This window comes from Martelella sp. HB161492 (assembly GCF_013184775.1).
Taxonomy (GTDB): Bacteria; Pseudomonadota; Alphaproteobacteria; order Rhizobiales; family Rhizobiaceae; genus Martelella.
Genome location: NZ_JAATVV010000002.1, coordinates 529,719 through 553,941, shown reverse-complemented (window position 1 = coordinate 553,941; position 24,223 = coordinate 529,719). Strand labels below are relative to the sequence as shown.

The 24,223-nt window shown below is 59.8% G+C and carries 32 protein-coding genes; 24 read left to right on the top strand and 8 right to left on the bottom strand.

Going from position 1 to position 24,223, the window contains the following annotated elements:
* Positions 1-13 precede the first annotated feature (13 nt).
* From HCK86_RS05460 to HCK86_RS05430, 7 genes are all read left to right on the top strand, one after another.
* Positions 14-1,570, top strand: coding sequence for a Na+/H+ antiporter subunit D (locus tag HCK86_RS05460; RefSeq protein ID WP_176083443.1), 1,557 nt, complete (start codon positions 14-16; stop codon positions 1,568-1,570).
* Positions 1,571-2,044 (top strand): Na+/H+ antiporter subunit E, encoded by a 474-nt coding sequence (locus HCK86_RS05455; RefSeq protein ID WP_176083442.1) that lies wholly within the window; start codon positions 1,571-1,573, stop codon positions 2,042-2,044.
* Positions 2,044-2,433 (top strand): cation:proton antiporter, encoded by a 390-nt coding sequence (locus tag HCK86_RS05450; protein ID WP_176083441.1) that lies wholly within the window; start codon positions 2,044-2,046, stop codon positions 2,431-2,433. Before HCK86_RS05455 ends, HCK86_RS05450 begins: the two co-directional genes overlap by 1 nt.
* Before the next feature lie 5 nt (positions 2,434-2,438).
* The gene (gene mnhG / locus HCK86_RS05445) at positions 2,439-2,780 is read left to right on the top strand and encodes a monovalent cation/H(+) antiporter subunit G (RefSeq protein ID WP_176083440.1); all 342 of its coding nucleotides are present in this window, start codon (positions 2,439-2,441) and stop codon (positions 2,778-2,780) included.
* 404 nt (positions 2,781-3,184) lie between these two features.
* Positions 3,185-3,607: a MucR family transcriptional regulator gene (locus HCK86_RS05440; protein WP_176083439.1), complete on the top strand. Its 423-nt coding sequence runs from the start codon at positions 3,185-3,187 to the stop codon at positions 3,605-3,607.
* 446 nt (positions 3,608-4,053) lie between these two features.
* Positions 4,054-4,443: a helix-turn-helix domain-containing protein gene (locus tag HCK86_RS05435; protein WP_176083438.1), complete on the top strand. Its 390-nt coding sequence runs from the start codon at positions 4,054-4,056 to the stop codon at positions 4,441-4,443.
* Positions 4,436-4,975: a DUF6456 domain-containing protein gene (locus HCK86_RS05430; RefSeq protein ID WP_176083437.1), complete on the top strand. Its 540-nt coding sequence runs from the start codon at positions 4,436-4,438 to the stop codon at positions 4,973-4,975. The genes HCK86_RS05435 and HCK86_RS05430 overlap by 8 nt, the downstream gene beginning before the upstream one ends.
* A gap of 9 nt (positions 4,976-4,984) precedes the next feature.
* On the opposite strand, the gene HCK86_RS05425 is transcribed toward HCK86_RS05430, so the two are convergent.
* Together HCK86_RS05425 and HCK86_RS05420 are read right to left on the bottom strand one after the other, a co-directional pair.
* Positions 4,985-5,416, bottom strand: a complete 432-nt coding sequence (locus HCK86_RS05425) for a SufE family protein (RefSeq protein ID WP_176083436.1) — start codon at positions 5,414-5,416, stop codon at positions 4,985-4,987.
* 206 nt (positions 5,417-5,622) lie between these two features.
* Positions 5,623-6,189: a DUF5330 domain-containing protein gene (locus HCK86_RS05420; protein ID WP_176083435.1), complete on the bottom strand. Its 567-nt coding sequence runs from the start codon at positions 6,187-6,189 to the stop codon at positions 5,623-5,625.
* Positions 6,190-6,650: 461 nt separating this feature from the next.
* Between HCK86_RS05420 and HCK86_RS05415 the strand changes: the two genes are divergently transcribed.
* Both HCK86_RS05415 and HCK86_RS05410 read left to right on the top strand, forming a co-directional pair.
* Positions 6,651-7,622, top strand: a complete 972-nt coding sequence (locus HCK86_RS05415) for a peptidoglycan-binding protein (RefSeq protein ID WP_176083434.1) — start codon at positions 6,651-6,653, stop codon at positions 7,620-7,622.
* A gap of 54 nt (positions 7,623-7,676) precedes the next feature.
* Positions 7,677-8,015 carry a DUF1491 family protein gene (locus HCK86_RS05410; RefSeq protein WP_176083433.1) on the top strand — a complete coding sequence of 113 codons (339 nt, stop codon included), beginning with the start codon at positions 7,677-7,679 and terminating at the stop codon, positions 8,013-8,015.
* A gap of 37 nt (positions 8,016-8,052) precedes the next feature.
* Here HCK86_RS05410 and HCK86_RS05405 read toward each other — a convergent pair whose 3' ends face one another.
* The 6 genes from HCK86_RS05405 to HCK86_RS05380 all read right to left on the bottom strand — a co-directional run bounded on the left by HCK86_RS05405 (position 8,053) and on the right by HCK86_RS05380 (position 14,257).
* Positions 8,053-8,976, bottom strand: a complete 924-nt coding sequence (locus HCK86_RS05405) for a DUF2336 domain-containing protein (protein ID WP_176083432.1) — start codon at positions 8,974-8,976, stop codon at positions 8,053-8,055.
* 157 nt (positions 8,977-9,133) lie between these two features.
* A complete protein-coding gene (locus HCK86_RS05400) occupies positions 9,134-9,850 on the bottom strand; it encodes an ABC transporter ATP-binding protein (RefSeq protein ID WP_246739457.1) in 717 nt (238 codons plus the stop codon).
* A 47-nt stretch (positions 9,851-9,897) separates the two neighbouring features.
* Positions 9,898-10,662 carry an ABC transporter ATP-binding protein gene (locus HCK86_RS05395; RefSeq protein WP_176083430.1) on the bottom strand — a complete coding sequence of 255 codons (765 nt, stop codon included), beginning with the start codon at positions 10,660-10,662 and terminating at the stop codon, positions 9,898-9,900.
* Between the two features lie 4 nt (positions 10,663-10,666).
* Positions 10,667-11,809 (bottom strand): branched-chain amino acid ABC transporter permease, encoded by a 1,143-nt coding sequence (locus HCK86_RS05390; protein ID WP_176083429.1) that lies wholly within the window; start codon positions 11,807-11,809, stop codon positions 10,667-10,669.
* 3 nt (positions 11,810-11,812) lie between these two features.
* Positions 11,813-12,829: a branched-chain amino acid ABC transporter permease gene (locus HCK86_RS05385; RefSeq protein ID WP_176083428.1), complete on the bottom strand. Its 1,017-nt coding sequence runs from the start codon at positions 12,827-12,829 to the stop codon at positions 11,813-11,815.
* Positions 12,830-12,910: 81 nt separating this feature from the next.
* A complete protein-coding gene (locus HCK86_RS05380) occupies positions 12,911-14,257 on the bottom strand; it encodes a substrate-binding protein (RefSeq protein WP_210259816.1) in 1,347 nt (448 codons plus the stop codon).
* Positions 14,258-14,520: 263 nt separating this feature from the next.
* Here HCK86_RS05380 and HCK86_RS05375 point away from each other — a divergent pair, with 263 nt between their 5' ends.
* The 15 genes from HCK86_RS05375 (at position 14,521) to HCK86_RS05305 (ending at position 24,210) form a co-directional block, all read left to right on the top strand.
* Positions 14,521-14,994 (top strand): YcgN family cysteine cluster protein, encoded by a 474-nt coding sequence (locus HCK86_RS05375; protein ID WP_176083427.1) that lies wholly within the window; start codon positions 14,521-14,523, stop codon positions 14,992-14,994.
* A 101-nt stretch (positions 14,995-15,095) separates the two neighbouring features.
* Positions 15,096-15,440 carry a carboxymuconolactone decarboxylase family protein gene (locus HCK86_RS05370; protein ID WP_176083426.1) on the top strand — a complete coding sequence of 115 codons (345 nt, stop codon included), beginning with the start codon at positions 15,096-15,098 and terminating at the stop codon, positions 15,438-15,440.
* 241 nt (positions 15,441-15,681) lie between these two features.
* Positions 15,682-16,188: a hypothetical protein gene (locus tag HCK86_RS05365; RefSeq protein ID WP_176083425.1), complete on the top strand. Its 507-nt coding sequence runs from the start codon at positions 15,682-15,684 to the stop codon at positions 16,186-16,188.
* The gene (locus tag HCK86_RS05360) at positions 16,091-17,425 is read left to right on the top strand and encodes a terminase family protein (RefSeq protein WP_176083424.1); all 1,335 of its coding nucleotides are present in this window, start codon (positions 16,091-16,093) and stop codon (positions 17,423-17,425) included. Before HCK86_RS05365 ends, HCK86_RS05360 begins: the two co-directional genes overlap by 98 nt.
* Before the next feature lie 171 nt (positions 17,426-17,596).
* Positions 17,597-17,914, top strand: a complete 318-nt coding sequence (locus tag HCK86_RS05355) for a Dabb family protein (RefSeq protein ID WP_176083423.1) — start codon at positions 17,597-17,599, stop codon at positions 17,912-17,914.
* A gap of 87 nt (positions 17,915-18,001) precedes the next feature.
* Positions 18,002-19,159, top strand: coding sequence for a phage portal protein (locus tag HCK86_RS05350; RefSeq protein ID WP_176083422.1), 1,158 nt, complete (start codon positions 18,002-18,004; stop codon positions 19,157-19,159).
* Positions 19,160-19,218: 59 nt separating this feature from the next.
* A complete protein-coding gene (locus tag HCK86_RS05345; protein WP_176083421.1) occupies positions 19,219-19,917 on the top strand; it encodes an HK97 family phage prohead protease in 699 nt (232 codons plus the stop codon).
* Between the two features lie 18 nt (positions 19,918-19,935).
* Positions 19,936-21,189 carry a phage major capsid protein gene (locus tag HCK86_RS05340; protein WP_176083420.1) on the top strand — a complete coding sequence of 418 codons (1,254 nt, stop codon included), beginning with the start codon at positions 19,936-19,938 and terminating at the stop codon, positions 21,187-21,189.
* A gap of 67 nt (positions 21,190-21,256) precedes the next feature.
* On the top strand, positions 21,257-21,823 hold the full coding sequence (locus HCK86_RS05335; protein WP_176083419.1) for a head-tail connector protein: 567 nt from the start codon (positions 21,257-21,259) through the stop codon (positions 21,821-21,823).
* On the top strand, positions 21,823-22,155 hold the full coding sequence (locus HCK86_RS05330) for a phage head closure protein (RefSeq protein WP_176083418.1): 333 nt from the start codon (positions 21,823-21,825) through the stop codon (positions 22,153-22,155). The genes HCK86_RS05335 and HCK86_RS05330 overlap by 1 nt, the downstream gene beginning before the upstream one ends.
* Positions 22,152-22,556: a DUF3168 domain-containing protein gene (locus HCK86_RS05325; RefSeq protein WP_176083417.1), complete on the top strand. Its 405-nt coding sequence runs from the start codon at positions 22,152-22,154 to the stop codon at positions 22,554-22,556. Before HCK86_RS05330 ends, HCK86_RS05325 begins: the two co-directional genes overlap by 4 nt.
* Positions 22,557-22,626: 70 nt before the next feature.
* Positions 22,627-23,034, top strand: a complete 408-nt coding sequence (locus HCK86_RS05320) for a phage major tail protein, TP901-1 family (RefSeq protein ID WP_176083416.1) — start codon at positions 22,627-22,629, stop codon at positions 23,032-23,034.
* Positions 23,034-23,405, top strand: a complete 372-nt coding sequence (locus tag HCK86_RS05315; protein ID WP_176083415.1) for a gene transfer agent family protein — start codon at positions 23,034-23,036, stop codon at positions 23,403-23,405. Before HCK86_RS05320 ends, HCK86_RS05315 begins: the two co-directional genes overlap by 1 nt.
* Positions 23,402-23,620: a rcc01693 family protein gene (locus tag HCK86_RS05310; RefSeq protein WP_246739456.1), complete on the top strand. Its 219-nt coding sequence runs from the start codon at positions 23,402-23,404 to the stop codon at positions 23,618-23,620. Before HCK86_RS05315 ends, HCK86_RS05310 begins: the two co-directional genes overlap by 4 nt.
* An 11-nt stretch (positions 23,621-23,631) precedes the next feature.
* Positions 23,632-24,210, top strand: a complete 579-nt coding sequence (locus HCK86_RS05305; RefSeq protein WP_176083414.1) for a phage tail tape measure protein — start codon at positions 23,632-23,634, stop codon at positions 24,208-24,210.
* Positions 24,211-24,223: the final 13 nt, after the last annotated feature.

Here is a 24,223-nt window from a genome sequence, read left to right as displayed (position 1 = left end):
AGAAGAAAAGATCATGGCCGCTTCGCCCGCTCATTCCGTCGACTTCTCGCTTGCCTGGACCATGGAGCCGACAAGCCTTGCCCAATGGCTTGGCATCCTGCCGATCGCGCTGTGCATCATTGCCGGCGCGGTGCTGATGCTGTTCCGCAAACGGGTTGATCTGCACCCCTATATTGCCATTCCGGCGCTTGGATTGCTTGTTCTTCTCGATCTCCTGCTATTGCGCCAGGTGCTGGTGAACGGCCCGATGACCATGGTCGCCGGGCGCTGGCTGCCGCCCTTCGGCATTGCCTTCACCTCTGATGTGCTTGGCGCGCTATTTGCTCTGGCGGCGGCTATCGTTGCGCTTGCCGGTGCGATCTTCGCCCTTGGCGATGTCAATAACAGCGAGCGACGATACGGGTTCTATCCGTTCCTGATGCTGTTGCTTGCCGGTGTCTCCGGCGCGTTCCTGACCGGCGATATCTTCAACCTCTATGTCTGGTTCGAAGTTCTGCTGATTTCATCCTTCGGTCTTTTGATCCTGGGATCGAAGCATGAGCAGCTTGACGGGGCGATGAAATATGCGGTGCTGAACCTGATCGGCACCACGCTGTTCCTGATTGCCGTTGCCTATCTCTATGCGATTTTCGGCACGCTCAACATGGCCGATATCGCCATGATGGCGCGGGCAAAGCCGGATCTGCCGACCAAGACGCTGGCCGTTCTGTTCATTCTTGCTTTCGGCATGAAGGCGGCGGCTTTTCCGGTCAATTTCTGGCTGCCGGCCTCCTACCACACGCCGCGAACGGTGGTGTCGGGCCTGTTTGGCGGCTTGTTGACCAAGGTCGGCGTCTATGCGCTGATCCGCGTGATGGTGATGATCCTGCCGGCCGATCTTGCCGATACGAGCATGATTGTTGCGATCAGTGCCGCCTTTACCATGGTGCTGGCCGCCATGGGGGCGATTGCCCAGGACGATATCCGCCGTATGGTCGGCTATGTGGTGATCATCGGCATCGGCAACATGCTGGCCGGTGTCGCGATCGGAACGCCGATGGGACTTGAAGGCGCGGTGTTCTACGCGCTGCATTCCATCATCACCATGACGGCGCTCTATTTCGTGACCGGTCTGGCCGGAAAGCTTGCCGGCGGTTTCTCGCTGCGCCAGATCGGCGGTCTCTACCGCACGGCGCCGGCCTTTGCCGGTGTCAGTCTGGCCCTGTTCTTCGCTGCGGCCGGCCTGCCGCCTTTCTCAGGCTTCTGGCCAAAGGCGATGCTGGTCAAGGCGTCGCTGGCGTCAGGCTATGGCTGGCTGGCGGCTTCGATCCTTGTTGCCGGTTTCTTCTCCACCATTGCGCTTGGCCGTGTGTTCCTTCTGGCCTATTGGCGCCCTGCCGGCAGCGAGGCGCCGCCGGCCAAGGTGAAGATCAGCCTGGCCGAATGGTTGCCCGTGGTGGCGCTTCTGGCGCTCGTGGTTTTCTTCGGCCTGTTTCCTGAACATCTGATCCAGTTTGTTTCTGCTGCGGTTTCAGGCATCCTGTCGCCGGAGGGGTACATTCATTCGGTCTTTCCCAAGGGAGGACTTTAGGTGAGTCTCTACGTGCTGAACCTTATTCTCGCCATCGCCTGGGTTGCCGTTACCGGCAGCGCCTCGCTTCACAATCTCATCTTCGGCTTCATTGTCGGGGCACTGTGCGTCGCGCTGGTGCGCGAACAGCTCGGACATGAAAGCTATTTCGGCCGCTTCATGAAGATCACGGCGCTGTTCCTGCTGTTTCTGTGGGAACTGATGGCGTCGGCATGGAAGGTTGCCGTTCTGGTCTGCAGGCCGAAGCTGGATATTCAGCCCGGTATTTTCAGCTTCGAGCTGTCGCTGGAGCGTGACTTCGAGATCGCGCTTCTGGCCAACATGATCACACTGACGCCGGGAACGCTGTCTGTCGATGTGTCCGACGACAAGAAGACGCTCTTCATCCACGCCATTGACTGTGCCGACCCGGAAGCCAACCGGGCGGATATTGCCAACGGCTTTGAGAAGAAGATCAGGGAGGCATTCGCCTGATGGACCCGCAAACGATTGTTCACACTGCCGCCGATATCACCATCGCAATCCTGTCGCTGTCGCTGATCCTGACCGTGATACGGGTGATAAAGGGGCCAACCCTGCCGGATCGGGTTCTCTCCCTGGATATGCTGGTTTCCATTGCCATGGGTTTTATTGTGGCAATTGCGATCCGTACCGGTTTCACGCTTTATATCGATATCGCCATTGCCCTTGGCCTGGTCGGCTTTCTGGCGACCGTCGCCTTCGCGCGCTTCATCCGCTCCAGCGGGATGCGGGAGGAAACGCAGGCCGGCTTCAAAGTCAAGCCGCACCCGATGGCGCACGATCATTCGCAAGAGCCGCATGATGTGCCGGTCGTAGATGTCAATGGCGAGATCAAAGGATAGGATCAATGGACTATATCGGAGCGATCTTTGTTTCCTTTCTTTTGCTTGCAGGAGCAGCTTTTACATTGACTGCGGCAATCGGTATCAATCGGCTGCCTGATCTCTACACGCGCATGCATGCAGCTTCGAAGGCCGGTACCGTCGGTTCCGGGTTGATCTTTCTGGCGATCGGATTCCATTCAGGAGACATTTCGATTTTCGTGCGCGCGATCGCCGGCATCCTGTTCTTCATCCTTACAGCCCCTGTCTCTGCTCATCTTCTGGCGCGTGCGGCCCATCAGATTGGCTATCCCATGTATGATGAAAGCCTGCAGGATGACCTCAAGGGACGTGACAATAACGATTAAACTGCAAAGTTGCATTTCGCTATTTGTCAACCTGAGTATTAATGATATCTAAAATACGTGAATTAAAGGTGTATCGGCGTTTTTCGCTGAATAAATCTTTTAATTTGCTAATTATAGCTGGACTTTTTCGTTCTTGGTGATATCTCACTCGTTATGAGTAGTTTATGACACTCTTGCTTGGAACATTAATATAGACCTGTCCGCCAACATTTGAGTTGTAATCACGGACGAAGAGACAGCTATTAGGCCATGTTGTCGAGCTCCGAACTTCGGAACTCTGGAAACTAGGGGGTAAGTTTCGCCGATACGCGGGGTCAAGCGTGGAGGCCGGCTTATGATCTGCCGCTTCAATGCTCAAAGAATGCTTGGATTATGTGGGCAGAGCAAAAGAACAGGAGCGAAGCATGACTGAGACTGCGGTCGAAACCGAGACCCAGAATTTGGTAGAATTGACGGCTGACATTGTCGCCGCTTATGTCAGCAATCACGTGGTGCCCACGGCGGATTTGCCTGGACTGATTTCAGAGGTCCACAACGCTCTCAGCAATACGTCGAAACCGGCTGGTCCGGTGGTGGTTGCCGAAAAGCCGAAGCCGGCTGTTTCCGTTCGCAAGTCGATCAGCGGCGACCATCTGGTCTGCCTGGAATGCGGCGGCAGCTTCAAGTCGCTGAAGCGCCATCTGATGACCCATCACGACCTGTCACCTGACGCCTATCGTGAGAAGTGGGATCTGCCTGCTGATTATCCGATGGTTGCGCCCTCCTATGCAGAGGCACGCTCGCGGCTTGCCAAGGAAATGGGGCTTGGTCAGCGCCGCAAGCGCTGATTGGCATATCCCTGGAAAGATTGGAGCCGGTTCCGTCTATAACAGACGGAACCGGCTTTTATTTTGTCTATAGGGCTGGTTTTCATATGTATATCCAGTTTTAAATTTCGTATGTATGCCAATAGATCTTAAATCTAGTTTATGAATATGTATTGAAGCATTGTATATTGTTAGAGATATTTCATGCTCGATTAATATATATATTGGGTGCTTCCATTCTGTCGCGGGTGACGTCGCTGTGTTTGAGCTGTAACTTTGTAACTGCGATCGCTGAAGACTATCGACAAGTGTAGGATAACAATCCTATCTATAACTTAAAAAAGTTAACCATAACAACAGGAAGTGGTAGGGAGCTCCACTTTTCAATCCCCGTTTTCTTGTGATGTGTAAGAATAAAATCCTAAATTTAAGAAAATGAACTCACCATAATTCGGGATTGGAATATCATGGGGACCTTAGCAGATATCACGGACCGTTCAGGGACGGTCGCAGATTCACTGAAGTTGAATGGTGATACGCTTTCGATTTGCCGTGTCGTCAGGTTGTTGACCTTCGAGCTGGGGCAGATGGGCTGTCTGCCTGCTGGCAAGGAGCGACTTCAGCGCCGCGGCGGCGCCCATCTCAGGCAGATGGCGATGTATGTCTGCCATGTGGCGCTCGGCCTTTCTCTGAATGAGATCGGGCAGGGGTTCGGGCGGGATCGCACCACAGTCGCCTATGCCTGCCGCAAGGTGGAGGACTGGCGCGACGATAGCGATTATGATGCCTTCGTGACCCGCATCGAGCGTCTGGCCATTGAGATTGTCGTTGCGCTGGGGCTCGGCAATCATGGCTGAGCCGAAGCACGGGGACGAGCGCCGGCCCGTCAGGCGCAGAAGCGGAGCGAGCCCCCTCGAACTGCTGGCAAAGCAGAAGGCAGCCGATGGCTCGCTTTTTCTGCCGGGCGAGGCGGCGGCGGCGGGCGAACGGCTCTTTGCCGACTTTATGCATGGACAGATGCAGGCACGTGTGACGTCTTCGCTGTCGCCGCGGCTGGAGACGCGCGCAGCCGGTCATCAGAGCGACCGGCTTGCCGATTGTGCTCTGGACGCGCGACAGCGCGTTCGCGATGCGCTGAAAGCCATCGGTCCGGAACTTGCCGACGTGGCGCTTGATTTCTGTTGTTTTCTGAAAGGTCTGGAACTGATCGAGCGCGAGCGGCAATGGCCTGTTCGTTCTGCCAAGCTGATGGTTCGCACCGCCCTTCTGGCACTGGCGAGGCACTATGCACCGGCGGTTCAGAGAAAGACATCATTGCGTCAGTGGGGAGATCAGGACTTCCGGCCACCGGCCCGGGCCTTCGGGAGGACGTCGGGCGGAGCTGCCTGACTGATGGTCTCAGCTGGAATGGCCGGCAAGCAGCAGCGCGGCCATTTCGCGTATCCGCGTCACCATCGCATTGAGTCCGTTTGCGCGCTGGGCCGACAGGTTCTCGACCAGACCGATCCGTCGCAGAATATCGATGGCATCGGTCTTGGCGATTTCCGAGGCCTTGTGCCCCGAATAGACGGCGAGAACGATCGCCACCAGTCCTCGGACGATAAAGGCATCCGAATCGCCGCGCAGATGCATGACCGGATCATCACCCGCCTCGTTCTCCATCACCAGCCAGACCTGACTTGCGCAGCCATGCACCTTGTTGGCTTCAATCTTCTCGTCCTCGGGCAGATCTGGCAATGCCTTGCCGAGCTCGATCACATAGCGATAGCGATCTTCCCAGTCGTCGAGAAAGGAAAAGTCTTCAAGAATGCTGTCAAGCTCTGCGCTCATGGTTCGTATCCGTCTGTTGGTCTGCTCTCGCCTGGTTGCAACCGCCGGTCCAGCCGCTGCACCCCGGCGGAAAGGTCTCGCACCGGACCGGCGGAAAGGCAATCTGGCCACCGCCGCGTGATGCGAGGCTCTTCCTCGGTATAACGGGTGTTGGTCTTGTTTGGAACCATTCCATGCTGACCGCTGTCACCTTTGCCGCTTTCCCGTCAATAGGGGCGCGGGGTCGGCAATGGCACATCGAGACGAATTCCGGTGAGGTCCGGCCGGGCCGCAGCGGCGGTCAGCGTTTCCGGCGCTGCAGGTGTCTGGACGGGCAGGGGCGGCGGCTCCACGATTGCGCCGGTGATCACGGCGTCAGGCACGGCGGCTTGCGGGGCTCCGGCCGGCAGCGGCGTTGCCGCCGTCTCCGTTTGGCCGGGGACAGCCGGAAGGGCTGTCGGAGAGGAGGTCTTGTCGTCGGCCCCATCGTCGGCCTTGTCGAAATGCTGACCGAGATAGCGATAGGCGACATCTGCGCCTTCGCCAGCACGATGGCGGAGAAAATCGATGATCTTGATCCCGTTGACGCAGACCTCGGGTTTTTCGCCGCACAACCCGCTCATATATTCGAGCGTGCCGCGGGCAGCCGTCACCGCACCGCCGACATCGGCAGCACTCTGCGGCTGCGTACCATCCTGGTCCACAGGCTCACCTGTCAGAAAGGTCGAAAAAAACGGCAGAATCAGCAAAAGGCAGAAAAAGAAGAATGCCGTTTTCAGCAGGAACCTTATCATCTCGTCCTTTCCCGGGGCCGGTTTGCCTGTTGTGTCAAAGCGCGCTGATACCGATCAGATGTCGGACCCGGCGCCTGTTGACCCAATCTCTAATACAAGCGGGTAAATGAGCCGGTAACAGGGCATGGCCGCTGACGCCGGTCCCTGTTGACAGGCTTTTTCCCGTTCACCGGAAAAGCCTGAAAAAGTGAAGCAAAATCAATTTTCTAGCGTATGTTTTTGGAAGATTTCGTCGACTGTGCCGGTGTTATGCGTGTTAACCATAGCAAGAAAAATACTGACATGCTGCACCTTCCGCCGCCGTCTGGCGTTATTGTAGACAGCGATGTCCTCTGGGCTTTGCGGGCCGCGACAGACCAGCAGGGCCTTTCAGCATGCGTCGAGGTCGGCGCGGAACGGGATATATGACATGACAGCGCGCCGGCTCGCGGCGGGCGCGGCGAATTTCGGAAGCAGGGCCGATGGGGAAGACGACCAAAAAACGGGGCAAGAGCAAGAAAGGCAGCAAGCCCGGGCTTATCGCGCGGATATTGCTGGCTGGCGGGGCTGCGATCGGCCGTCATCCATCGGTTTTCGGCGGTGTGACGATCTTCGCGGTGGTGTTCAGCTTCGTTTCCGCCAATGCGCTCTGGTATCAGGTCGGTCCGCATCCCGATCCGATGTTCAAAACCCGTGTCGACGGCGAACCCGATGCGATTCCCGGCCGCACTCTGGTGCACGAGGCCGGTCCCTATCACAGCTTCCGGATTGAGCGGGATGGCGACAATACGGTTCAGGCGGCGGCTGAGGAGCGACCTGCCGAACAGAGCGGCGATGCCGAAATTGATGAATTGCTGGCCGTGATGCAGCGTGGCGCACCGGCAGCAGACGCTGAAACGTCAGCGGATACCGTTGCAGATACCGCTGTCGCTATATCCCCCGTTCAGTCAGATCCGGCCGATCTTCTGCGTCAGGTCCAGCAGGAACTTGCTGCGCGCGGATATTACAAGGGCACGGTCGACGGGGTGAGCGGGCCACAGACGGCCGAAGCGGTGGCCGCTTTTCAGAAAGATAATGGCCTGATGGTGACCGGCGCAGCGGATGCCGGGCTGCTGGCGGCCATCACCGCATCGGCGGCGACCCCGCTGCCGAGCCATCGCCCTGAAACGGACAGTCAAAATGTCGCCGCGGTGATCCGCGCCTCCGCCAGCCCCGGGGCTGCTGACGGCGCGGCAACGTTGACACTTGCCACTGTCCCGGTCTCAACGAAGACGGTGACGGAAATCCAGCGTGGGCTGCAAAATATCGCCTATGATGGGATCGTTGTGGATGGCGTTGCCGGACAGAGCACAAAGGCGGCGATCCTGAACTTTCAGAAACACTATCGCCTGCCGGAAACCGGTGAGCCGAGTGAGGCTGTTCTGAAAAAGCTCCAGGAAATCGGCGCGCTTTGATGCCTGATCGATCCGGTCACCGTGAGGGGCGCCTTGAGCAGAGGGAGGTGCAGCATGTCCGCCCGTCTTAGAAGCGATATCTTTGTCTCCGCGCTTTGCCGCCAGGTTTTTGCCAAGGGCGGTTTTGCCGCTGTCGAGCGCAAGGGGGCCGAGGCGGCCGGCGCCATCGCCATCCGACAGACGAAGCGGGACGGCAGGGAGACGCTGTTCATGCCCGCGCCCCAGGTGCTTGCTGACGAGGATGGCGCGCGCGTTTTTGAGATGCGGCTTGAAGATGTCGATGTGCTGACGCTCGCCGACAAGCTGGAGAAGGAGCGCCGTTTCGACAGCGACCTCTGGATCGTCGCGCTCGAGATCGACGACGTCAGCGGGCTTTTTGCCGTCGCGGCGTAATCGGCTTCTCGCTTTGCCGGAAATGCTCCGGGGCGGCTCAGGCGCTTCGGCGCTTGCTGTCACCGGTCTGGGGCTGTTTGGCTGCCGGCCGGGCATTGCGCTCGGCGCTTTCGGCCTGCCAGGTGAGCAGCTGCTCGATCGACCGGGACGGCGAAAGGGTGGCGACCATGGCATCGACATCGTGATCGGTGGCGAGTGCAGGCACGCTGCGCTGCAGGATGAAGCTGACATCATCATTGGCCATGCCAAGTCCGACAAGGGCAATCGCCAGACGTTCGCCGGTCGTATCCGCAAGGATGAGTTTTGCCAGATCCTGATCGCCGCCGAGCGCCCGGCTGAAAGTTTCAGCGAAGAAACCGGCCTCACGGCGGCGGGCAAAACGGACCAAAAGCGACGTCTGGAGGGCGGTCAGGGTCGACAGGCCGAGACGGTCGCTGTCTCCTGACTTTTCGACCATGGCCTTCAGCGTCCGCCGCAGCGCTTCGCTCTTGTCTTCCATGGTCCCGGCATCGGCAGAGCCGCTGCTGTCTTCATCGCGTGTCTCGGCGCTGTCGGCATGGGTGGCGATGAGTGCCGCAATCACTTTTTGCGTAAGATCGGCGCGGTTGATGATGGCGCGCTTGTGGGCCTCACCCGATTGCTCGATGATCTCGATCAGTGTCTCTTCGTCGATCGCCGGTGACAGGGCCAGAAACGGGGCGGCAATGGCAATATCCTGCCGCCCGAGGAAGCGGCAGATGCTGCGTGGCACTGCCGGGCAGGCAGCAAGGGCTGCGACGGCCTGACGGCGGGCCTCCGGGCTCGAAGCCTCGTAGACGGGGGGGAGCAGTTCGGCGAAGCGACGCAGTTCGCCCGTGCCGGGGTTGCGCAGGCTGGCAAAGGAGGAAACGGTCGCCATGAGCACCAGATCCAGATTGCGCGAGCTCTTCAGACCCTCAAGTTCCCGGTAGCGATCAACCACGGACATACTCCTCGACAAAAACTTTGCTTTGTCAGGAGCCTATGCCGAATTCGTTATAAACCCGTTAACCATGCAGCAAGCGCCTGCTTGACAGAAGCACCCATGCCTCCCGGTGGGGAGGCATGGGAAGGCGGGTGATTCTTGGCGGGCCGGATCTTCAGATCGCCAGATATTCGTCGCGCAGCTCCTTGTTGTCGAGCACATCGCGGGCGGTACCGGCGAAGACCACCTGGCCGGTGTCCATGATAACGGCACGGTCGGAGAGCCGCAGAGCCGCGACAGCATTCTGCTCGACGATGATGGTGGTGATGCCGAGGTCGCGGATCTGCGAGACGATTTTTTCGATCTCCTGCACGATGACCGGCGCGAGCCCCTCATAAGGTTCATCGAGAAACAGAACCTTGATGTCGCGGGCGAGCGCGCGGGCAACGGCCAGCATCTGCTGCTCGCCGCCGGACATGGTGACGGCCTCCTGATTTCGGCGTTCGGCAAGGCGAGGGAAGTGGTCGTAGATCTTCTCGATCGACCAGCCTGTCTCACCCGAGACCTGAGCGAGGGTCAGGTTTTCCTCGACCGACAGGCCGCCAATGATGCGGCGGTCCTCCGGCACCAGCTGAAGGCCGGCCTTGGCCGCCTGAAAGGCCTTCATCTGGTGCAGCGGCTTGCCATCCAGCCAGATCTCGCCTTGCCTGAGGCTCGGGCTGTCGAGGCGGGCAAGCGTCCGCAGCGTCGAGGTCTTGCCGGCGCCATTGCGCCCCAGAAGCGAGAGGACCTCGCCCTTGCGGATATCGAAGGACACGCCCTGCACGATATAGCTTTCGCCATACCAGGCATGAATGTCGCGGACGCTGAAGAAGGCTTCGGCTTCGCTCATGGTGTTCGCCTCCTTTTGAAAATGATGGTTATCGACGGGGGCATTCATCAATGCGCCTCCCCGAGATAGGCTTCGCGGACCTTCGGATTGCCCCGGACCTGGTCGGGGGTGCCGTCGGCGATGATCTGGCCCTGGGCTAGGACGGAGATCTTGTCGGCCAGCGAGAAGACGACATGCATGTCATGCTCGATGATCACCTTGGTCATGCCGCGGGCCTTGATGCGCTGCAGAAGCTCGATTGTCATATTGGTGTCGTGGCGCGCCATGCCGGCAGTCGGTTCATCCAGAAGCAGGAGCTTTGGCTTCTGGATCAGGCACATGGCAAGCTCCAGCCGCCGCTTGTCACCGCGCGACAGGGAGCCTGCTTCATGAAAGCGGCGGGCAAAGAGGCCGATATCTTCGAGAATATACTCGGCCTCGTCGCGGATCTCCGCTTCTGATGAGAGCGCCCGGACCGCGTTCAGACGAAAGGCGCCGTCGCGCTTGGCAAAGGCCGGGATCATCACATTTTCCAGCAATGTCAGATCCGGGAAGATTTCCGGTGTCTGAAACACGCGCGAGACGCCGAGCTGGTTGATCTCATGCGGCTGATGATGATCGAGGGTCTGCCCGTCGAATATGACATGGCCATGATCCGGCTTGATCCGGCCGATGCAGACATTGAGCAGGGTCGACTTGCCGGCGCCATTCGGCCCGATAATGGCGTGGACGGTGCCCTTTTCGACTTCGAGTTCGACATCCTTGAGCGCCCGCAATCCGCCGAAGCTCTTGTGAACATCCGAAACGTGAAGGACGGTGTTTGCAGTGGTCATGATCTCACTCCGCCGGTTGCAGTTTTGACTGGCTGACGCGTTTGCCGCCGCCGCCATTGGTGAAGCGCGTGGTCAGCCTTCGGATACCCTCCATGATGCCGCCGGGCAGGAAGATGACGATTGCCATGAAGATCAGGCCGAGCGTCAGGTGCCAGCCATCGCCGACAAACAGCGACAGGAGCTTGACCAGCGGCATCTCGATCGCATCCGGCAGGGCGGAAAAGGCGGAGTGCAGCGCGCCGTCGTTGAAGGAGGAGAAGATGTTTTCGAAATATTTGATCACCACGGCGCCGAGGATCGGGCCGATCAGGGTACCGACGCCGCCGAGAATGGTCATCAGCACGACCTCGCCGGAGGCGGTCCACTGCATGCGCTCGGCGCCCGCCAGCGGATCGGTGACCGCCATCAGCGCCCCGGCGAGACCGGCAAACATCCCGGAAATGATGAAGGCGGAACGCAGATAGGGCCGCGTGTTGAAGCCGGTATAGCGCATGCGGTTCTGGTTGGATTTGATCGCCTTCAGCATCATGCCGAAGGGGGAACGGAACAGCTTCAGCGTCACGAAGAAGCAGATGATGAGGGCGGCGGCGCAGAAATAGAACCCGGCATAACCCTGAAGCGTGATGCCGAACAGATCCGGTGACGGCAGGCCCTGGCTTGAGCTGGCAAAGGCGCGGTCGAGGATGCGCGGGTCATTCTGCGACAGCTGCAGTCCGGTCTCGCCATTGGTGATGGGTGTCAGGACCGAATAGGCGAGATTATAGCTCATCTGGGCGAAAGCCAGCGTCAGGATCGAGAAATAGATGCCCGAGCGCCGCAGGCTGACATAGCCGATCAGCGCGGCAAAGAGGCCGGAGCAGATGACGGCAAAGGCGATCGCCGGAAGGGCGTTCATGCTCAACAGCTTGAATGACCAAACGGCCGCATAGGAGCCGACACCAAGAAAGGCGGCGTGGCCGAAGGACAGATAGCCAGTCAGGCCGAACAGGATGTTGAAGCCGATGGCGAAGATCGCGAAGATCGCGAATTTCTGCAACAGCGCCGGATAGGCGGCGCCAAGCGGCATGAACAGGACTGGCGCCAGAAGCACGACGGCGGCGAATATGATGAACAGCATCCAGTCGTTGCGGGAAAGGTTTCCAAACATGGTTCAGTCCTCCATGACGCCCTTGCGGCCCATCAGTCCGCGCGGCATGGTCAAGAGAATGATGACGGCGACGAGGTAGATGATGACCTGGTCGATGCCCGGAATGATCGACTTGATTTCATTCATCGAGGCGAAGGATTGCAGAATGCCAAGCGCAAAGCCTGCAAGGATGGCGCCGGGCAGTGACCCCATGCCTCCGACGACGACGACGACGAAGCTGAGCACGAGGAAATCCATGCCCATGTGATAGTTGGGCGGCAGGATCGGTGTGTACATGACACCGGCCAGGCCGGCGACGACGGCGGCAATGCCAAAGACGACGGTGAAGCGTTTTTCGATATCGATACCGAGCAGGCCAACCGTTTCGCGATCACGCATTCCAGCGCGCACGACCATTCCGTAGGTGGTGAATTGCAGGAAGGCGAAGACAGCGCCGATGATGACAATCGAAAACAGGAAGTAGATCAGCCGCCACCAGGGATAGACGATGAAAGCATCGGACATGCCGAGCCAGGCGGCGATATCGGCGGTTCCGGCAAACATGCCCGGTGCCGACTGCGGGATGGGGTTGGCGCCATAGATTTCCTTGATGATTTCCTGCAGCACAATCGCCAGGCCGAAGGTCACCAAGATCTGGTCCGAATGCGGGCGCTTGTAGAAAAAGCGGATCAGCCCGCGCTCCATGATGAGGCCGAGGATCAGCATGACCGGTATGGCAAGAATGATCGACAGCGGCACCGACCAGTTGACGATGGCGGTGCCGACATCACCGAAGGCATATTCCATGTAGGGAATCGGTCTTGGTGCAAAGAGCGCGCCGTCCGGTTTGGGCGGCTGGATCGGCCAGGTGAGGAGGGCGTTGAAGGACACGGCGCAGAAGGCGCCGAGCATGAACAGCGCGCCATGGGCGAAATTGACCACGCCCAGCGTGCCGAAAACCAGGGTCAGGCCAAGGGCGATCAGCGAATAGGCTGCCCCCTTGTCGAGACCGTTCAGAATTTGAATGATGATTGCGTCCATGGACCTGCCATCCGCTTCGCCTTGAATAAGAAAGGGCCGGGCGCCGGAATGGCGACCGGCCCGTGCCAGGTATCGCTGTTATCAGCAGGGTTTCGGCGTATCGGGACCGAGCTCGCCGCCGAAGATCGCCGGGTCATATTCGACCTCAGCGCGCGGAACGACCTTGACCACCTTGAGCAGGTCATACTCATTGGCCGGCGCGTCGTTACCTTGAACGACCAGAACATCCTTCATGCACTGATGGTCAGCGGCGCGGTACAGCGTCTTGCCATTGCCCATGCCGTCGAATTCGAAGCCCTCCAGCGCCTTGATGACTGCGGGTGCGTAGAATGTGCCGGCCCGTTCAACGGCGTCAGCATAGAGCAGGGTCTGGACGTAGCAGGTCTGTGCAGCCTGCGATGGCGGGAAACCATATTCGGTGCCAAAGGACTGGACGAAGGCCTTGGAGCCCTCATTATCCAGCGACCAGAGCCAGTTCGCCGAGCCGAGGATGCCGACGGCCGCCTTGCCTGCGCCCTTCGCCATCAGGTCGGAGAACAGCGGCACGACGATCTCGAACTGCTTGCCGTTGACCTGCTTGTCCTTCAGGCCGAACTGCACGGCCTGCGTCAGCGAATTGACCATATCGCCGCCGTAATGGTTCAGGATCAGCACATCGGCCCCGGAATTGAGAACCGGAGCGATATATTGCGAGAAGTCGCCGGCACCAACGGGTGTGCGAACGGTCTCGACGGTTTGCCAGCCAAGCGCCTCGGTCGCGTTCTTGATCGATTCTTCCTGGGTCCAACCCCAGGTGTAATCGGCGGTCAGGTGATAGGCGCGGCGATCCGTGCCATAGGCTTCGGCCAGAACCGGGGCAAGGGCGATGCCCGACTGATAGGCGTTGAAGAAATGGCGGAAGCCATAGCGACGCTTGTCCTTGCCGGTGGTGTCATTGGAATGGGTCAGGCCGGCCATGAAGATGACGCCCATATCCTGGCAGAGGCTCTGCACGGCAACGGCCACACCGGAAGAGGAGCCGCCGGTGATCATCACCGCGCCGTCCTTTTCGATCATGCGCTTGGCGCCATCGCGGGCGGCATCGGATTTGGTCTGGGTGTCACCGGTAACGAAAGCGACTTTCTTGCCGAGAATGCCGTTCCCTTTCAGTACTTTCGACGTGAAGGTGTTGAGCATGCCGCCGTCACCCTCACCATTCAGATGCTTGACGGCGAGCTGAAGCGCCTTCAGTTCATCGAGCCCCTCATCGGCATAGGGGCCGGTCTGCGGCACGTTGAAGCCGAGTGTGACGGTGTCGCCCGTCGGCATGTTGCAGGACATATCGTCGGCATAGGCGCCGCGAATGAAGTGCATGGGTGCCGTCAGGGCAACACCTGCCGCCGCGCCGGCCCTCAGCAGGCCACGCCGATTCATGATCAGTTTTGACATCAGACTCCTCCCAAGTCGTCAAAAGATGCGCCTTCCTCCAAAGGCGCGCGACGCTTCTCCTCAAAAGCGTTGGGCAATGCTAGCAATTGGCCAAAATGTCGCAATTGAGCGATAGTGATAAGACCAAAGTCACAAAAGTTCAGTCGAGGCGCACATTCACGGCATGCGCAAGATCGAAGGTTTGACCGGCATATTCTGCTTCGGACTTGATCGAAGCCGGAACCGGCGCGATAAGGCCGCTCCGGTGATGCGTTCGGGTGAGGATGATGACAAAGACGGATCTGCCATTCTGGCGGCAAAAGCGCCTTGAAGAGATGAGCAACGCCGAGTGGGAATCACTCTGCGATGGCTGTGGGCTGTGCTGTCTCAACAAGCTCGAGGACTGGGATACGGGCGCAGTCGCCTATACTTCGGTGCGCTGCATTCTTCTCGATGGCGAAAGCTGTCGTTGCTCCGACTATGAGAATCGCCAGGCGACGGTGCCGGAATGCATTCAGCTTGATATGGAGGCACTACGGGAAATCAGCTGGTTACCGCCGACCTGTGCTTACCGTCTTGTCGAAGAGGGGCATGACCTCTACTGGTGGCACTATCTTGTTTCCGGTGACCGCGAGACCGTGCATCAGGCCGGCATTTCAGCACGCGGCCGTACCGTGAGCGAGAAGGATGTGCCGGCGGAGGAATTCGAGAACTATGTCGTCGACTGGCCGATGCATGTGGGTGAGACCGATCGCTGATTGACCACAGGATGAAGCACCTGCTTGATTTAGCGCAAGGATCTGCGCTGAGATCGGCATTATGTTAGTATCATCGTAGATATGAATGTTCGAGGTTTACCATGGCAACCGACTATAAGCAGATCGCCGCAGACATCTCAAAGCAGACCGCAGTTCTGAAGAAGGACATCCCCGACACCATGGCCGGCTTTTATGCCATGGCTAAGGGCGCCGACAAGCCCGGTGCACTGGATTCGAAAACCAAGGAATATGTGGCGCTCGGCATTGCCATCGCCATGCGCTGCGATCCCTGCATCGCGTTTCACACCCGCACACTCGTGAAGATGGGCTGCACCAAGGCTGAATTCGAGGAGGTGCTTGGAACGGCTATCTATATGGGCGGTGGCCCGTCGCTGATGTATGCCGCCAAGGCCATGGATGCATTTGACCAGTTTTCGGCCGAATAAGAAAAAAATCCAAAAATAGGAAAATAGTCCTTGACGGCGTAACGGTGCTTTGCTACTGTTTGTCTATGGTCGGAGATTAGCGGCTGAGGCGGACGGCAAAGAGTTTGGCCCTGTCTTGCTTCGCGGCGATGACCGAAGCGGAAATGACCGACATCGTGATGAATTTCGGAAACCGGCCCGACGAGGCCGGTTTTTTGTTGCCGAGATTTCAACGGCGAGCCAATTGCCAATGGAGGTGGAAATGTCCGATGACCCGTCATTCGAGCCGTCGCTTTACGGCTTGTGGCCGCGTGCACCGCGCTATGACGGCGGCAAGACGGTCACCCATGCCGACGCACCCGGGTTTTACATGATTGAACCGAAGGCGCGCCGCCGTGATCCTCAGGAAGAGCTGCGACTGCTGCTCAACGATCTGACGGCGGAGATGCGGGCGCAGTTCGGTTTCTTCCGCTCGCTGCGCCGCGCAGCGCAGAAGGAGACCGGGGCTGGCGGTGAGGCGGTGCGCGAGGCACGCGGCGATGTCAAATCCGCGACCGATGCCATCGCGCTGATCATCCGCACGCTGGAAAAGGCGGACGAAATGCAGCGGCGACTGGCGAGCGAACGCCAGGCAGAGGACGAGCGGATCAACGACAAGCAGGATTACGAACATGCCAAAGCAAAGTTCCTCGAGCTCATTGAACAGCGTGCCGAGGAACTGGCAGGACGTCGCATTGCCGAATGGCAGCGAGAACAGCAGGCCGGCTGATGGTTTTGCCTTCGCAACGGAGCTGTCGCGCGACTGGGCCTTTCTTGGCCGCGCCGAGCAATTGCCGCCATCGGGCGACTGGCGGACATGGCTGCTGATGGGCGGGCGCGGCTCGGGCAAGACCCGTGCCGGGGCCGAATGGATCCATGCAACGGCGCTGGCTGTAGGCCGACGCTCGGATCTCAGGATTGCGCTCATCGCCGAAACCCTGGGTGATGCGCGAGAAGTGATGATTGACGGCGTCTCCGGGATCTGCCGGATTGCAAGACGGATGCGCCCGGAATTTGAAATCAGCCGGCGGCGCCTGGTCTGGCCCAATGGTTCGGTTGCCTATCTGTTTTCATCGGAAGATCCCGAGGCATTGCGCGGGCCGCAGTTTCACTTCGCGTGGTGCGATGAGCTGGCAAAATGGCGCTATGCCCGCGAGTGCTGGGACATGCTGCAATTTGGTCTGAGGCTGGGGGATAATCCGCGCCAGATGGTAACGACGACGCCGCGTGCGGTGCCGCTGGTCAAGCAGCTGATGGCGGATGAAACCACGACATTCACGCGGATCTCGACCCGCGACAACCATGCCAATCTGGCGCCGGGCTTTATCCGTGCACTGTCGGCACGATATGGCGGTACCCGGCTCGGACGCCAGGAACTGGATGGCGAGCTGATCGAGGATCGCGAGGACGGCCTGTGGCGGCGCGCGGATCTGGAAGAGCTTGTTGACCGCGATGCGCGGGCGGAAGGTCGGATCGTCGTGGCGGTCGATCCGCCTTCGGGGTCGGGCAAAAAGTCCGTCTGTGGCATCGTGGTGGCAGGTCTGATGGAAAATGGCGGCGCGCTGGTGCTGGCGGATCGTTCGGTCGAGGGCGGAGCGCCATCCGTCTGGGCCAATATGGTGGTCCGGACGTTCCGGGAATTCGATGCCGACCGGGTGGTCGCGGAAATCAACCAGGGCGGCGACATGGTGACGGCGATGCTGAAGAGCGTTGACGAACGCTTGCCGGTGACGACAGTCCGGGCCATGCGCGGCAAATTCCTGCGCGCCGAACCTGTGGCCGCGCTCTATGAACAGGGGCGGGTGCGCCATGGCGGGCATTTTTCGGCGCTGATCGACCAGATGTGCGATTTCGGGCCGGGTGGTCTTTCCGCCGGACGCTCGCCGGACCGGCTCGACGCGCTGGTCTGGGCGCTGACTGCATTGCTGCTCGAAGGTGACGGGATGCCGCGCATACGGCGGATCTGACGATGTTGTCCCTGTTCGGGCTGATGAGCCAGAACCGCTGAGAAAAAGCGGATAGCGTTCTGATGTCGCCTGATACGCCATATCGCGGCGCTATCGGGCGGAGTGGTTGCGGGGGCTGGTGAGCCGTGATAGCCGAAACGAAAGGCTCCTGTCGCAGCCAAGAGGTCAGGCATGATTCGGCATATCGTATTTTTCTCGGTTCCTGAGGGCGGCGACGCCGACAAGGTTGAGGCTGGGCTTTCCATCCTCACCCAGAACCCGCATGCCCGTCTGGTGGAGATCGGCCGAAACCAGCGCAGTGACCTTTATGGCAATGAGGTGGATTTTGTCGTCTATGCTGAATTTGATGATGAAGCGGCTCTTGATGCCTACCGCGCCCACCCGCTCTATGACAAGTCAACCTCGATCGTGAAGCCGATGCGCGAAATGCGGATCGCCGCTGATTTCAACAGCGAGACAGCCGTCAAATCATCGCTCTACAAGGACTGAAGCGCCGTTTCTCAACAGGTGGAAATGAATGTCGAGCCCCGGTTTCCGGGGCTTTTTTGATTCTCAAAACATAAGACGAGGTGAGGCATGAAAATGTCCTTCCAGCTGCCGTGGCGCCGCCCGGCGGTCGCACTTGGTGCTGCCGAAAAGAAGACGGCAACAGCCTTTTCCGCGCTGACCATTCAGGGAGAAGCGCGCTGGTCCGGCCGCTCATTCGGGGCGCTTTCGCGCGAGGGGTTTATGAAGAACCCGGTTGCCCATCGCGCGATCCGGCTGATCTGCGAGACGGCGGCAAGCGTGCCGCTGCTGCTTTACCAGGGCAAGGATGAACTGAGCGCTCATCCCTTGCTGACACTGCTGCACAAACCCAATGGGCGGGCCAGCGGCATCGATTTCTTCGAGGCACTTTACGGCCATCTGCTGCTGTCCGGCAATGCCTTCATCGAGCCGGTTATCCTGGGTGAGGACGTGCGGGAACTGCATCTTTTGCGGCCCGACAGGATGCGGGTGATCGAGGGCGCTGACGGTTGGCCGGAGGCTTATGAATACCGGGTCGGAGCCCGCATGTCGCGCTATCCTGCGGAGAGCGGGGAGCCGACGCTCCTGCATATGCGGCTGTTTCATCCGCTTGATGATCATCTCGGCTTTTCGCCGCTCGCCGCTGCGCAGATGGCGCTCGACCTGCACAATGCCTCTGCCGTGTGGAACAAGGCGCTGCTTGACAATTCGGCCCGTCCCTCCGGAGCGCTTGTCTACCAGCCGAAGGAGGGCGGCAATCTGACGGAGGAGCAGTATGAGCGGCTGAAGCAGGAGCTGGAGGAAGGCTATTCCGGGCCAGCGCGGGCGGGCCGGCCACTGCTGCTGGAAGGCGGGCTTGACTGGAAGGCGATGGGACTGACCCCGCGCGACATGGATTTCACGGAAGCCAGAAACGGCGCAGCCCGCGATATCGCGCTTGCCGTTGGCGTTCCGCCGATGATGCTCGGTATCCCCGGCGACAACACCTATTCGAATTATCAGGAAGCCAATCGCGCATTTTACCGGCTGACGGTCATTCCGCTGATCGCCAGAACCGTTGCGCATCTGATGTCATGGCTTGGCCCGTTTTATGGGACGGATCTCACACTGGAGGCCGATCTCGATCAGGTCAGCGGCCTCTCCGGCGAGCGCGATGCGCTATGGGCCCGAATCGGCGCTGCTGACTTCCTGAGTGAAGACGAAAAGCGCGCCGCCGTTGGATACTGAACCGGCCTGCATGCGAAGCCGGATCTTTCTGAAGCCCGTTTTCATTGACAGGAGCGATCATGAAAAGTGGTGACGCGGTTCTTTCCGCCGCAACGTTGAAATACGCCGATCTGTCGCTGACCGACCTTGCCGGTGACGGCCGGTTTTCCGGTTATGCCAGCATCTTCGGCGAGGTCGATCTCGGCAAGGACGCCATAGAGCGTGGCGCCTTTCGCCGATCGCTGGAAAAGCGCGGTGCCGAGGGCGTGCGCATGCTGTTTCAGCATGATCCATCAGAGCCGATCGGCACCTGGACGAAACTGCGTGAAGATGGCCGCGGCCTCTATGTCGAGGGACAGCTTTCCGCGGATGTGTCACGCGCCAGGGAAATCCATGCGCTGATGAAATCAGGCGGCCTCGACGGGCTTTCGATCGGGTTTCAGACCGTGAGAGCAAAGACCGACGCCAAATCGGGCGTGCGCCGCATTCTGGAGGCGGATCTCTGGGAAATCTCGATCGTGACGTTTCCCATGCTGCTCTCAGCGCGGGTCGACAGTGTGAAACATGCCGAAGAGGTGTTTCCGACAATCAGGAATTTCGAGCGATGGCTGACGCGGGATGCCGGCCTGAGCCGTAAAGCCGCCCGCCGGTTTCTGGCCGGTGGCTATGACGCGCTGACCGGCAGGCGGGATGCTGCCGACGGTGAAACTGGGGCGCGCGAGCGTGACCTCATCGCGCTTCTCGACGAAGCACGGCAGATGATGCGCCCAAGGCCCTGAAACTCAAACCGATCAAGGATGAATTTCGTGACAAAACATGATCTGACAGCGGCGCCTGAAATCAAGGGCATGCCGGAGACCATCGAACGGGCTTTCGAAGATTTCATGACCAGCTTCGAGGCTTTCCGCGAAACCAACGACCGTCGCCTCCTCGAACTGGAGAGCAAATGTTCCGAAGATGTGATCACCCGCGAAAAGCTGGATCGCATCAACAGCGCCATGGATCGCCAGAGCAAGATGATCGATGAAATGGCGCTGAAGAAGGCGCGCCCGACACTGGGCCGGGCCGGAGCCTTTGCCGGTGAGCACAAGGCGGCCTTTGAGAAATATATCCGCCGTGGCGATGATGCCGGCCTGCGCGGGCTGGAAGCCAAGGCGCTTTCTTCGACCACCGATGGCGATGGCGGCTATCTGGTGCCGGAAGAAACGGACAGTGAGATCGGTCGTCGCCTGACGACCATCTCGCCGATCCGGTCGCTGGCAACGGTACGCCAGGTCTCCGGCGCGGTTCTGAAGCGCCCCTTCGTTGCCAGCGGATTTACGGCCGGCTGGGTTTCCGAAACGGCAGCACGCCCGCAGACCGCAACGCCGGAGATTTCCGAACTCTCGTTCCCGACGATGGAGCTTTACGCCATGCCGGCGGCCAGCGCATCGCTCTTGGACGATGCCGCCTTTGACATCGAAAGCTGGATCGCCGGCGAGGTGGATATGGCCTTTGCCGAGCAGGAAGGCGCGGCCTTTGTTTCCGGCAACGGCACGGACAAGCCGAAAGGCTTTCTGAGTTACACAACCGTCGCCGACAGTGCCTATGACTGGGGCAAGATCGGCTATCACGCAACGGGCGTCGACGGCGACTTTGCCGCCGTGGGAGCCTCTGATGTGCTGATCGAGGCGATCTATTCGCTGAAGGCAGGCCATCGCCAGAATGCGAATTTCGTGATGAACCGCAAGACCCAAGGTGCGGTGCGCAAGCTGAAGGACGCAGATGGCAACTATCTGTGGCAACCGCCAGCCTCGGCAGGCGGTGCTGCCTCGCTGCTCGGTTTTCCGGTGACGGAAGCCGAAGACATGCCCGACATCGCCACCGATGCCTTTTCGATTGCCTTTGGCGACTTTGCCGCTGGCTATCTCGTTGTCGACCGTACCGGCGTGCGGGTTCTGCGCGATCCCTATTCGGCCAAGCCCTATGTGCTGTTCTACACCACCAAGCGTGTCGGCGGCGGGGTGCAGAATTTCGACGCGATCAAGCTGATCAAGTTTGCTGCTGCCTGATTGGCACGGCGCTTCAGTTCATGGCCCCCGGTTTTGCCGGGGGTTTTGTTTTTCAGGGGAAACTTCAATGACCTATGCACTGACGACGCCGCCTGCTAGCGAGCCGGTAAGCCTGGATGAAGCCAAGAATTATCTGCGCATCGATCATGATGATGACGATGAGCTGATCACCGGGCTGATCGTGACGGCGCGCAAGCATCTGGAGGCGCTGACGGGGCTATCGCTGATGACGCAGAGCTGGCGGCTCTATCGCGACAGCTGGCCCAAAAGCGGCATGATCTCGCTTGCGCATGGGCCGGTGGCGAGCGTGTCATCCGTGACGGTTTACGATGCTGAAGGCAATGCGAATGCGGTTGCGCTTGACCGGGCGCGGCTGGATGGCACAGCCCGTCCGGTGCGGTTCTACCTGCCTGAGATTGCCGCGGCCCGCGCTTCCATGAATGGAATCGAGGTTGATTTTATCGCGGGCTACGGCGCCGCTGCTGATGTGCCGGAACCAGCCAAAGCTGCGATTACCCGCCACGTGGCTCACATGTACGCGTTGCGTGGTGTTGTTGCACTCACGGACCAGCCGGCTGCCGAGCCGCAGGGCTATCAGGCGCTTATCGCGCCACTTAAAAGCTGGAGGCTCTGATGATTGCGCCCATGGATTCCGGAGCCTTTTCAGAGCGCCTCAACCTGCTTCGTCCGGTGGATACGGCTGACGGGCAGGGCGGGGTGACCCGGGGATTTGAGAGTTTTGGCAAGGCCTGGGCGCGCGTCGAACCGCAATCGGTTGCCTTCGATGAGGAAGCCAATGCCGGCGTGGGACGGATCACCCACAGGATCTGGCTACGGCATCGCGACGATCTGGCGGCAGAGATGCGGTTTGCCAAGGGCGGGCGGCAATTCCGCCTGGTGACTTTCCACGATCCCGACGAGACAGGGCGCTACCTCGTCTGCCGTTGTGAGGAGATCAGCTCATGAGCGCGCGCAATGCTCTGCAAAAAGCCATTCATGCCGTTCTGAGCACGGATCCGGTCCTGGCGGGGCTTGTGGCCGAAGACGGGATCGTTGACCGCAGACTGTCGACGCAGCGTTTGCCAGTCATTGTCTATGGTGCCACAGACGTGCGTGACCTGAGCGCAGATATCGAGCGCACCGAGGAGCACAAGCTGACCTTTGAAGTCTGGTCGGATGCGCCGGGGCGTCGCGAGATCGAGCAGATTATCGACAGGCTTTCGCTGCTGCTCGGCGACGTGTCACTGAGCCTTGACGGCTATGTACTGATCAATCTGCAGCGCAGCGGCGTCACCGTACGCCGGCAGGCACGCAGTGACTATTTTTATGCAGAGGTGCGTTTTCGGGCTGTGACCGAGACGGCGTGAGGCCGACGTTGCCGCATTGTTCCCCCGGGCGCTGAGGCGCCTTTTTTCATTCATGCAAGGGAGATGACGCATGGTTGCCCAAAAAGGCAAGGACATGCTGCTGAAGGTCCATAACGGCAGCAGCTATGAGACGGTCGCAGGCCTGCGGTCGCGCACGCTGGCGTTCAATGCAGAGACCGTCGATATCACCGATTCCGAAAGCTCGGGTCGCTGGCGCGAGCTTCTGGGTGGCGCCGGAATGCAGCGCGCATCCATGACGGCGAGCGGCCTGTTCAAGGATCAGGCCTCCGACGAGACCGTGCGAGTGGCCTTTTTCTCGGCGAGCCTGATCGAGAGCCAGATTGTCATTCCCGGATTCGGCACGGTTTCCGGCCCGTTCCAGATTACATCGCTTGACTATTCGGGCGCCTATGACGGTGAGATGAAATTCGAGATTGCGCTTGAATCTGCGGGTGCCGTCAGCTTCGGGGCGCTGTGATGACGGCCCCGGTCACTACGCGCCGGGCGAACCGGCATCGCGGCGAAGTGGAAGCGGTCATTGATGGTGAGCGCCGCATTCTATGCCTGACACTGGGGGCGCTGTCCGAGCTGGAAACGGCTTTTGCTGCGGATAATCTCGCCGATCTCGGCCACCGCTTTGCCTCCGGCAAGCTCAAAGCGATTGATCTCGTGCGCATCATCGGTGCGGCGCTCAGGGGCGGCGGCAATGCCTTTTCCGACGAGGATGTCGCTGGAATGAGCGTTGAGGGCGGCATTGCCGGTTCCGCCCGACTGGTCAGCGAATTGCTGAGCCTCACCTTTTCCGGGTCCGCAGCCGCCGAACAGCCGGAGACCGGCGCGGACCCTTGAAAGCCGCAGCGGCAGAGCCCGAACCTCCCGGCATCGCCCCGTTTCCCTGGCGGGAAGCGATGCATGCCGGGCTCTGTCTGCTGCGGCTTGAACCGGCAGCATTCTGGTCGCTGACACCGGCGGAATTTGCCGCCATGACCGGCCAGTTCGGACATGATCATGACGCGCCGAAACGCAGCGAACTCGCTCAGCTGATGGCGCTTTACCCCGATTGAGGAAGAGGCTCATGGAAACTGACAGTCAAGGCTTCAGCCAGGCGAATGACAGTGTAACGGCGCTGAGTGACGCTTTCACAGAGCTTCAGAACCAGTCCGACGCATTTGCCAGTTCGATCACGCTGGCGATGCGTGAAGCCGTTGCCGGCGGGAAAAGCCTGGACACGGTGCTGTCCGGTCTGGCGCGCCGGCTCAGCGATATTGCGCTCAGATCGGCACTGAAACCGCTGGAAACAACACTTTCGAACGGGATTTCGGGGCTTGTCGGTGAGCTCGCCGATGCGGTGACCAATGCCAAGGGCGGCGTACCCGGCCGCACAATGCCCTTTGCCAAGGGCGGCGTGGTTTCCAGCCCGACCTATTTTCCCATGAGTGGCGGTCTTGGCCTGATGGGGGAGGCGGGCACGGAAGCCATCCTGCCGCTCAAGCGCGGCCCCGATGGCTCTCTTGGCGTTGCGTCCGGCAATGGCGGTGGCACATCGGTTGTCTTCAACGTTTCGGCGAATGACGCCGACAGTTTTCGACGCAGTGAGGCGCAGATCTCCGCCATGCTGGCACGTGCTGTGCGCGCTGGACAGCGCAATATCTGACCGAGGGAGTGGA